The organism is Chthonomonas sp. (assembly GCF_035294165.1).
Taxonomy (GTDB): Bacteria; Armatimonadota; Chthonomonadetes; order Chthonomonadales; family Chthonomonadaceae; genus Chthonomonas.
Genome location: NZ_DATGLN010000002.1, coordinates 1 through 8,431, shown reverse-complemented (window position 1 = coordinate 8,431; position 8,431 = coordinate 1). Strand labels below are relative to the sequence as shown.

Here is an 8,431-nt window from a genome sequence, read left to right as displayed (position 1 = left end):
CCCGATCCATTCGGCCCCACAATGGCGGTGAGCCCGGGGCCGATCTCGAACTCGGTACGGTCGGCAAAAGTTTTAAAACCGAGTAGCTGAAGCTTTTTGAGTTGCACCTATCTTCCTAACGAGGCGGTGTTCCGTTTGCACTAGATTTTACCTTCTTTCCCTATTTGGCGGAAAATAGGTGGTTGTGGTTAGTTTCTAAAGGAGCGCCTATCGTAGGAAACCACCAATAAGCTTACAGGTCTCCCCTCTCCCAAATTGGGGGAGGGGAGTGGGGGTGGGGGCTTGAAGAGCTGGCGATACGGCCGTCATTTTGAGCCGAAGACAACTGTCATACAACTGTCATTTCGAGCCGAAGGCGAGAAATCTTGTGTTTCCATTGCCACCGGTTCTGAGGGAGAAGGGGAGGGGCTGTAGAGGCTGGCGCTTCTAGAGCCAATTCGTAGAGCAAGCCTATCTTGTTCGCCCCCTATCCCGTCCTTTCCCCCGATTCGGGAGAAAGGGGGCGGTTGTGGCTAGTTTCCGAAGGGAAGATTATCATAGAAAACCGCTGGTAAACTTATTGGTCTCCCCTCTCCCAAATTGGGGGAGGGGCGGGGGGGTGGGGGCGGCATGGAGGGTAAACTAAAAGAACGCCTCTACTTGCTGCAGAAATAGAGAAACCTCTCAACGATTTTTAAGGAGTTTTCAGCCGATGGTCTCTGGTTTTCCGCTACTAAGTTTGATGGTGGGTGGAATCGTTTTGCTTATGGCGCAGATGCCGACCGGCTCTGCAACGCGCCCCTCAGACCCTTTGCAGAAAGAGGAGCGCACCTGTTTCCAGACGGGAGCGCATTGGGACCCTGGGCTGCAGTTGGGTTCCGACTTGGCCCTCTGTTATGGGGTTGGACCCGATATCGGCGTCCGCATTGCGGAGTGGAAAGCGCAGGGCTATCGTGTGGGGGTGATGACGGGCGTGTCGTGGGGGAACTACCAAGACTACCTTTACGGCCGTTTTGATGGCGTTAACCATGTGGATGAGGCGCAGACCGATCGCTACGGGAACGTGATATCCCATGGTGGCGATGTGTACTACATGTGCCCCGGCAAAAACTACGGCAAGTTTCTCTGTTTGGGGGTGCAACGCGCCCTGGATGCCGGCGCCGAGTCGATCTTTTTGGAGGAGCCGGAGTTTTGGGTTCGTGCCGGCTACAGTGCAGGGTTTAAGAGGGAGTGGCAAGACTACTATAAAACCCCTTGGGTGCCTCCACACAGCAGCCCGGACGCCCAGTTTCGCGCTTCCTTGTTGAAGTACTATCTTTATCGTCGCGCTTTGAAACAGATATTCGACTATGTGCACGCCTACAACAGGCGCACCGGCAAGCAGATTAGGTGCTATGTGCCCACGCATAGCCTTATCAACTACGCGCACTGGCGCATTGTAAGCCCCGAATCCAGCCTTCGCTTGGTGGGGGCGGACGGCTACATCGCGCAGGTATGGACGGGGACGGCGCGCACGCCCAATAACTACGACGGGGTGCTGCGCGAGAGAACTTTTGAGACGGCGTTTTTTGAGTACGGCGCCATGATGAACGTGGTGCGGGCCGGCGGGGGGCGCGTATGGTTTTTGAACGACCCGGTGGAGGACGACCCCAACCACTCGTGGGATGACTATCAGAAGAACTGGGAGGCCACCGTGACCGCCTCGCTGATGTGGCCGCAGGTTTGGCGCTATGAGGTGATGCCCTGGCCCGAGCGCGTTTGGCACGGGAAATATCCTCTGCTGTCGGCCCAGCAGAGGCCGGCAGGGCAGCCGGAGGAGCGCGTGCCGATCCCTCAGCCCTATGCCACCGAGTTGCTAACGGTAATCAACGCAATGAACGATATGAAACAGCCCGATGTGCATTGGGATTGTGGCACGCAGGGCCTTGGGGTGATGGTATCGGATACCATGATGTTTGAGCGCGGCGAGCCGGTCTCCTCCGATGACCATCTTGGCTCTTTCTTCGGTTTGGCCTTGCCACTGTTGAAGCGCGGCATGCCGGCCGCTCCGGTGCAGTTAGAGACCTGCGGTCGCAAGGGGGCGCTCAGCCCCTATCGCGTGCTGTTTATGACCTATGAGGGCATGAAGCCCCTCTCTGCCGATGTCCATGAGGCGCTTGCCAAGTGGGTTCAGTCGGGGGGAGTGCTGGTCTTCGTGGACAACGACGACGACCCTTACAATGCCATTCACTTTTGGTGGAACGAGGGCGGGCTGCATTATGCGACCCCGCGTGAGGCGCTTTTCGACCGGCTTGGGGTCTCCTATAAGGGAGTGTCCGACACGGTGCTTGCAGACCCGCAGCTCACACCCGTTCGCCATGTAGGGAAGGGGGCGTTGATCTGGTGGCGTCAAAGCCCGGCGGCGCTGACCCATTCGGCGGACGGCAGTGCGCGTTTCCAGGTGGTGCTAGAGCGCGCCTGCAAGGCAGCCCATTTGGCCTATCGTGCCACGAACTACATTGTGTTGCGGCGAGGGCCGTATGTGGTGGCGGCGGGGCTAGACGAGTCGCTACCGGAACCGCCGCATGTGCTGGAGGGGCATTTCCTCGATCTTTTCGACCCCCATCTGGCCTTGGTGAACAGGGTGGTGTTGACGCCGGGCAGTCGGCATCTGCTGTTGGATGTGGATCGCGCGGGGCAAGGCACGTCCGGCCCGAAGGTCCTTGCCGGGGCCTGCAAAATATTGGGTGCCGGTGAGGCGGAGGGGTGGTTTCACTTTTATGCGGAAGGGCCGGAGGGCACCACTGCGGTCGTTTGTGTGCGATTCCCTCACCGCCCCAAGCAGATAGTCGTGGACGGTCAGCCGCTGTCTGAGAGCGATTGGGCATGGGAGCCGACGCTTCATCTCCTTCATCTGCGCTTCCCCAACGCCGCCGAGGGGCATGTGGTGAAGGTGAAGCTGTAGGCCTGTGCTGCCTTCCTTAGGCGGCGGTGCCTTGCCGGCGATTTCCCTACATGGGCTTTGTGGGGAACCCCGCTCATCATCAGATGAGCGGGGAGCCATTTCAGACTAGTTCGATGGTAGCGGTGTGGGCGATATGGGCGGAGGAGTTACCGACCATAAGCGTGACGGTGCCGGGCTGCAGCACGAATTTAGACTGAGCGACATCCCAATACCAGAGTGCGGGCGATTCGTAGGGAAGGCGCAACTCCACGCGCTTGGTCTCTCCCGGGCGCAACTCCACCCGCTTGAAGTCCACTAACTGTTTGTTGGGCCGCTTCACGGGCGATTTGGGCGGTCGAACGTAGAGCTGTACCACCTCGGTGCCTGCCCGCTTGCCGGTGTTGGTAACCTCTACCGATACGGTGATGGAGCCACCTGAGGTGAGGCGGGGATGGGACACCTGGACGTTGCCGATTTGGAAGGTGGTATAGCTGAGTCCGTAGCCGAAGGGGTAGAGCGGCTCGCCCTCAAAGTACATGTAGGTGCGCTTGGTGATGTCGAAGTCGTGGAAGTCGGGCAGGTCTTCCACGCTTTTGTACCAAGTGGTGGCGAGCTTGCCGCTGGGGTTGTAGTTGCCGAAGAGCACGTCCGCAATGGCCGTGCCTTGGGCCTGGCCGGCAAAGATGGCTGCCACAATGGCCGGCAGGTTCTCCTGCTCCCAGGTAACCGCCACAGGGGCATTGGTAGAGAGGATGAGAATGGTCTTCGGGTTGGCCTGGTAGACCGCCTGAATGAGGTCGTGCTGTGCTCCGGTGAGGCGAATATCGTCTCGGTCGTGCCCCTCGGCATCTACCTCCTGGTTCACGCCGGCCACAACGATGGCCACATCGGCCTGACGTGCGGCTTCAACGGCCTCTTGGAACATGGCGTCGTTGCGAGGGCCGGTGATGGTGCAGCCCTGATGGTAGGTAAGGGCGATGCCGTTGGGATTGTGGATTTCCGGCGGAGAGGGCGGGTTGAGCCGGTACCACGCCACGTTTAGCAGATAGCCATCGCCGCCCTTAAAGAGGAAGAAGAGCTTGTGGCTGCCTGTAACCCCATTGGTAGGCGCCTTAAGGCTAATCCAGTTTTGCCAGCCGCCGGTGTGCGGCACCTTGAGGGAGCAGAGTAGGGGGCCGTTGAGGCGGTCGAGATGTATCTCGATGGTGCCGCCTTGGGTGTCGCTGGCGACCCGAACCTCGATCTCGTTTTTGCCGGTGAAGTTGGCGGCGGGAAACTCCACCCATGAGCCGTTTTTGATGAAGCCGATGTCGGTACCTCCCTGCTCGACAGAGGATTCGAGCTGAGGCCCTCCTTCGAGGCGAACGGCTTGATAGGCAAAAACCTCATCGAAATGGATGCCGATGCCGAGGGCTTGCGCGATGCCGCTGAGAGGAGAGATGCGAAGGAAGGGCGCGCCGCTGTAACCACCCAAGTGGGCGATAGCCGCCGTAGGCCCGATAACCGCCACCGACTTTAGGGCGGATTTGTTCAACGGAAGGATGCCGTCGTTTTTGAGGAGCACGATGGATTGACGAGCAGCTTCGAGGGCGAGGGCACGGTGCTTAGGCGAGTCCACCACGCTGAAGGGAATTTTGTTGTAGGGGCATTTCGGCTCGGGGTCGAGGTCGCCGAAAAGAAAGCGGGCTGTGAGGAGGCGCGTGACGGCTTTGTCGAGGTCGCTCTCCTCGAGCAGGTGCTGGTCGAAAGCCTCACCGAGATGGCGCGGATAGGTATCGCCGCAATCGAGATCGCAGCCGGCTTTGATGCCCATGGCGCAGGCCTCCGCCAACGAAGAGGCGTAGTGATGGGGGTCGTAAATGTTGTAGATGGCGTCGCAGTCGGAGGTAACATAGCCTTTAAAGCCCCAGCGGTCGCGCAGAATGCCGGTGAGGAGGTTCTTATCGGCACAGCAGGGAATGCCGTTGACTGCATTGTAGGCGCCCATTACGGAGAACACCTTGCCATCCACCACGCAGGCGTAGAAGGGGCGGGCGTAGTACTCCCAGAAACTGCGGGGGTCTACCGTTTCCGATACGGCGGTGCGGTCGTTGTCGGTTTCGTTGGCAATGTAGTGTTTGGCGCAGGCCACGGTTTTGAGGTAGTTGGGGTCATCGCCCTGCATGCCACGAACCGCCTGCACCGCCATGAGGCTCATGAGATGGGGGTCTTCCCCTAACGTTTCCTCAATGCGCCCCCAGCGGGGGTCTTTGGCCGTGTTGACGGTTTGTGGAGAGTAGTAGGCCAGGCCAATGCCGTCGCGATTATGGTAGGCGCGGGCCTCATCGGAGACCGCCATATAGACTTGGTACTGCAGTTCGGGATTCCAGGTGTTGGCGAGGGCGAGCGGGAGGGGGAAAGAGGTGACGGGGCCGCCCCGAACGAGGCCGTGAAGGGCTTCGCCGGAGTAGTAGTTATAGGCCGGCAGGCCTAAGCGCGGAATGGCCGGCACATTGTTGCCCACCTGGCTTATTTTCTCCTCGCGCGTCATCTGGGCCACCAGGGCGGCGGCCTGTTTTTGTGCCCACTCGAATCGCTGCCGGCGTATGCCGTAAACTAGGTCTTTTTCTCTAACGCTTTGCGCGAAGGCCAGCAGGTCGCCGTCAGGAAGGCTAATGGTTGCGAGCAGGGTTGCGGCTCCAAGTGTGAGGAAATCGCGTCGGTTCACCTTGAGAGAACGCTTTGTTTTGCCCATGACTTTCTCCTTAAAACAGTTTGGCAATGTAGAGTTCGCTTGCACACATCAAAATTCCCTGTTTTGGCGCTCGATTCCTGCCTATCGGTGCACTGTTTTGATGAACAATGGTTTGGTATGCTTAAGTAATCGAAGAATGAGAGATGAGATAATAAAGCCCTAAGTGGGCTACAACCGTTTTATTCTGCCGTAGTATTGACAAATACCCCGCGTGAGGTAGGATAAAGAGACACCTCGAATGCATACGCGCCTAGGTGCTGGAAAGGAATTCGTGGATGCACAAAACATCTCCCTTTGAACTATTCCCCCTCCTTTGGTTGCTTCTCATGCTTTGCTGCCCACTCGTAGCAAAAGCGGAAGGTCTGACGATCTCGCAGGCGTTTACTCTAGGCCCCGTAGGCCATTACGGGCGCTCGATCGTGCATACGGATGCGCTCGAATCGGAGATCGTGGCCGGTAAGCCGGTAAAGCCGACGGCAGGCGAGACCGTCACTTTGCCGGATGGCTCGGTGAAGGTTTGGCAGCAGGCCTCGGTAGACGAGAGGGGCACTCTGTCTCGAAAAGGACTTCGAGGCGGCTATGCCGACCTCGTGGTGGAGTGCCAAAAACCTCAAATCGCTATCCTTTCGGCAACGGGCGACGCCATGGTCTATGTGAACGGCGTTCCTTTTCCAGGGGATCCCTACGAGAGCGGGATCGTTCATTTACCGGTTGCGCTGCAGCGCGGCAGAAACGACCTTCTCTTCCTTTGCACAAGCGACACGCTGAAGGTTCAGCTTACGCCGCCTCGTTCGGCGGTGATGCTCGATCCCTCCGACGCCACCTTACCCGATCTCCTTGTCGGGCACAAAGCCGCGGTATGGGGCGCTTTGGTGTTGCAGAATGCGACCGAGCAGGAGCGAAAGGGCCTTCGGTTAGTCGTTGCTGTAGGGCGTGGAAAAGCCGTTGAGACGATGGTGCCCATACTCTCGCCGTTAAGCGTGCGCAAAGTAGGGTTTCGCATCGGGGCGTCGGCGTTTGCAAAGGAGGGCAACGTGCCGTTAAAGGTGATGTTGCTGGCAGAAGATGGCCACACGGTGTTGGATAAAACGACACTTGCTCTGCGGGTACGTCAGCCCCATCAAACCTATAAGGTCACCTTTCGCAGCGGCATAGACGGCAGCGTGCAGTACTACGCCGTTAACCCCGCGAACCCTCTGCCGGGACCGAAAGCTTTGCCGGCGTTGGTGTTGACTTTACATGGGGCCGGCGTGGAGGCGATTGGGCAGGCGGACGCCTACGAGTCGAAACCATGGGCGACGTTGGTGGCACCCACGAACCGCCGCCCGTTCGGCTTTGATTGGGAGGATTGGGGGCGTATGGATGCGCTGGAGGTGTTGGCCGATGCGGAGCGCACGCTGCCGTACGACCCGGAGCGGGTCTATTTAACGGGGCACTCTATGGGCGGGCACGGCACGTGGCAGATCGGCGCCTGGTTCCCGGAAAAGTTTGCCGCCATAGGGCCTTGTTCGGGATGGTGCAGCTTTTTCAGCTACGTGCATCTGCCGCGCTATCCAAACGAGAACCCTATCGGCGCTATGCTGAACCGTGCCAATAACGTAAGCGACACGCTGTTACTGGGCCATAACTACGCTCAGGAGGGCGTCTATATTCTACACGGTGCAGATGATACGACGGTGCCGGTAACTGAGGCGCGGGATATGGTGAAGTACCTCGCTACATTTCATAAAGACTTCCGCTACCATGAGCAGCCAGGGGTGGGGCACTGGTGGGATATTTCGCCGGAGCCGGGGGCCGACTGTGAGGATTGGGCGCCTTTGTTCGACTTTTTTGCCCATCATGCGCTGCCACCGGTAGATGGGGTGAGGCGCATCTCGTTCACCACTCTAAACCCGGGCATTTCGTCTCGGGATGAATGGCTGGCTATCGAGCAGCAGCAGCACGCCCTACAGCCGTCTTCGGTGCAGATGTTGGTGAACCCCGGCCTGCGGCAGTTTGTGGGGACAACCGACAACGTGGCCTGCCTCTGTTTGGCGCTTGACCGGGTTCTGACTCCTGGCAAAGCGGTGATGGTGGAGCTGGATGATCAAAAGCTCGAATCGATTCCGTGGCCGTCGGGCGGCACGCTTTTCCTTTATCGTGCCGCAACCCGATGGCGTGTTGGAGGGGCGCCGAGGCTTGCCGACAAAAATCCTCTGCGTTATGGGCCTTTTAAGGAGGTCTTCGATCACAACATGGTTTTCGTTTACGGCACACACGGAACGCCGGCGGAGAACGCTTCGCTTTATGCCAAAGCGCGATTTGATGCGGAAACGTTTTGGTATCGCGGCAATGGATCGGTGGACGTGGTACCGGACACGGAGTTTCATCCCTCTGTCGAGCCGAACCGCAGCGTGATTCTGTATGGGAACGCGCAGACCAATGGCGCCTGGCAGGCGCTTTTGGGGGATAGCCCTCTACAGGTAACCGAGGGCGAGGTGCGCATGGAAGGGCATGTCTGGAGAGGCGATGATCTGGCCTGTCTGTTTGTGCGACCGCGTCCCGGCAGCGCGGTGGCCTCGGTGGCGGCTGTTGCTGCCACCGGCCCTGTGGGCTTGCGGCTTTTGCAGCGACTGCCTGTTTTTCTTTCCGGGGTTGCCTGGCCGGATGCCACGGTGCTGAGCGCACAGATGCTAACAAAGGGCTTGGAAGGCATTTTGGCAGCAGGCTTTTTCGGTAACGACTGGGGCGTTGCCGATGGGGACTGGGCTTTCGGCACTATGGAAGGCACAAAAGGCGTTATCGGGGAGCGGTGA

The 8,431-nt window shown here is 58.9% G+C and carries 4 protein-coding genes; 2 read left to right on the top strand and 2 right to left on the bottom strand.

Annotated elements, in window-relative coordinates; translation table 11 throughout:
* Positions 1–107: AAA family ATPase (locus VKV29_RS15260; protein WP_343217316.1), on the bottom strand; the 107-nt coding region annotated here is incomplete at its 3' end.
* 584 nt (positions 108–691) lie between these two features.
* Here VKV29_RS15260 and VKV29_RS00020 point away from each other — a divergent pair.
* A complete protein-coding gene (locus VKV29_RS00020) occupies positions 692–2,923 on the top strand; it encodes a hypothetical protein (RefSeq protein WP_324199243.1) in 2,232 nt (743 codons plus the stop codon).
* Between the two features lie 100 nt (positions 2,924–3,023).
* Here VKV29_RS00020 and VKV29_RS00015 read toward each other — a convergent pair whose 3' ends face one another.
* A complete protein-coding gene (locus VKV29_RS00015; protein ID WP_324199242.1) occupies positions 3,024–5,636 on the bottom strand; it encodes a glycoside hydrolase family 3 C-terminal domain-containing protein in 2,613 nt (870 codons plus the stop codon).
* Between the two features lie 275 nt (positions 5,637–5,911).
* On the opposite strand from VKV29_RS00015, the gene VKV29_RS00010 reads away from it, so the two are divergent.
* Entirely contained in the window at positions 5,912–8,431 is a 2,520-nt protein-coding gene (locus VKV29_RS00010; RefSeq protein WP_324199241.1) for a prolyl oligopeptidase family serine peptidase, read from the top strand.